1 protein-coding gene is annotated in these 2,078 nt (G+C 67.9%); it reads left to right on the top strand.

What is annotated here, in order from left to right; all coding sequences use genetic code 11:
- Positions 1–69 precede the first annotated feature (69 nt).
- Positions 70–2,078 (top strand): tetratricopeptide repeat protein (locus AC36XV_RS02840; RefSeq protein WP_492202161.1); only part of this gene is annotated, 2,009 nt, incomplete at its 3' end.

Below are 2,078 nucleotides of genomic sequence, written 5' to 3'. Positions count from 1 at the left end.
CGCGGCCGCTCCAACTTCAGCGCTCGTCACGGCCACGGGCCGGGCCATTCACAGTAGCGAGCGTATGGCATGAAGAGACTCATCCAGGAAGGTCACCGCCGATCCCTCTGGCAGGTGCTGGGGATCTACGTCGTAGCGGGATGGGTGGTGCTCCAGGTGGCCGACGTGCTGGCCCAGAACATGGGGTTGCCGGCCTGGGTGTTCCCGTTCGCCGTGCTCCTGCTGGTCATCGGCCTGCCGGTCGTGCTCGCGACAGCGTTCATCCAGAATCGCCGGCCCGGGACGGAGCCGGCGGAATCCTCGGAGCTGGCAGGACCCGGGCGAGGCCTCCCGGACTCAGAGTCGAAGCCGTTTTTCCTGTTCACCTGGCGGAACTCGATACTCGGCGGAGTTCTGGCCTTCTGCCTGCTCTTCGGCTTCGCCGGGCTCTACGTCATCGTCAAGGATCGTGGGAAGAGCTTCGCTCCCGCGGAGGCCGTGGCGACCGAAGCCGGCGAGGGTATCGCGATCGTGCCGTTCACCGTCCGGGGAGAAGGCCTCGAGGTCTGGCGCGAAGGCATGATGGACGTGTTCACCGCCAGCCTCGACGACGTGGGCGGATACCGGACGATCAGCAGCCGCACGGTCATGGCCCGCTGGAGGGACGCCGTGCCGGAGGATGGCGATGCCGACCTGGCCACCGCTCGAGAGGTGGCCCGACGGTCGGGCGCCAGGTACGTGATGACGGGGAGCGCGGTGGCGCTGGGTCAGAACGTGCGACTCGCGGCCGACATCTACGACGTGGAGACCGGCCGGGAGATCGGCGCCAGCCAGGTCGAGGGGCCCGCGGACAGCGTGCTCGTCATGGTGGACGAGCTGGGCGTCGAAGTCATGCAGGCCCTGATGCGCACGGCGGGAGCCGAAGGGCTGAGCATCCGACAGACGCAAGCCATCGTCACCGCGTCGCTTCCGGCGCTCCGCGCATACCTGAGGGCCGAGGCCCTGTATCGCAACGCGCGGTTCGAAAGGGCCATCGAGGCGTACGAAGAGGCGCTCGAGCTGGACCCGGAGATGTCGCTCGCCCACGCCCGGGTCGCGGACGCGTACGGCTGGATCGAGAACATCGCCAGCGACAAGGCCGCCGAACACTTCGATTACGCCCTGGCTCACCTCGAGCGCCTTCCGCCGCGTGAGCGCACTCTCGTCCAGGCGAATGCGGCCGTCCTGGCGGGCGACCTGGACGGGGTCGAGCCGCTTCGCGCCGCGACGAGGAAGTACCCGGACGATCCCGAGGCATGGTTTCTTCTCGGCGAATTCTACACGCACTACGGCGGGAACCTCCTCCTCGAGATGGAGGACGCCCGACGTGCGTTCGACCGGGCGATCGAGCTCGACCCCTCGTTTGCGCCGTACTATCTGCACGCCGTCGAGATGGCCATCATCCAGCGCGATACGGCACGCGTCGAGGAGCTGCTGGAGGATCTCGAGCCGCTCGAGGCGCGTCGGACCCCGGCGCTCCTGCTCTCCCGGGACCTGATCCTCGGTGATTCCGTCGCCCAGGCGCGAGCGACGATCGCTCTGGACACGGTCGACGATGCCGTGCTCCGCGACATCTACCCCGATCTGTGGCAGACCTCCGGGCGCCCGATCGCGATGATGGCCGTGTTCGATGAGCTCGGCGACAGGCGCGACCCGGCGGCGAATCTCAAAGTCTGGCTTCACTACATGGCCGGACAGCCCTCGGCGGTCGAGGGTGAGGTCGACCCGTGGACGGAGGCCGGGATCTTGAATCAGATGTTCCGTCCCATGCCGGACGAGGCCTTCAGCGGCCACCCATGGGACGGCTGCGGCCTGCGGCTCGGAGCGGGCGGGATTCACTGCGCCGCCTCGCTGGGAGAGGCTTTCGTACGGTCCGGAGAAAGGACGAGCCTCGACAGCCTCGTCGCCGTGCAGATCCCCCGGCTGAAGGAAGAGATGACCCGGGTGGGAGCGGAACGCTACCACTGGCAGATGGATCTTCTCGCGGACGCCATCCAGGCCTACTCGGTCTCGATCGCGGACCGGCCAGCGGCGATCGAGCAGCTCGAGGAGCTGCAGGG

Source organism: Candidatus Benthicola sp. (assembly GCF_058719085.1).
The sequence above is the reverse complement of the archived record's forward strand: the minus strand, read 5'-3'. Positions and strand labels throughout refer to the sequence as shown.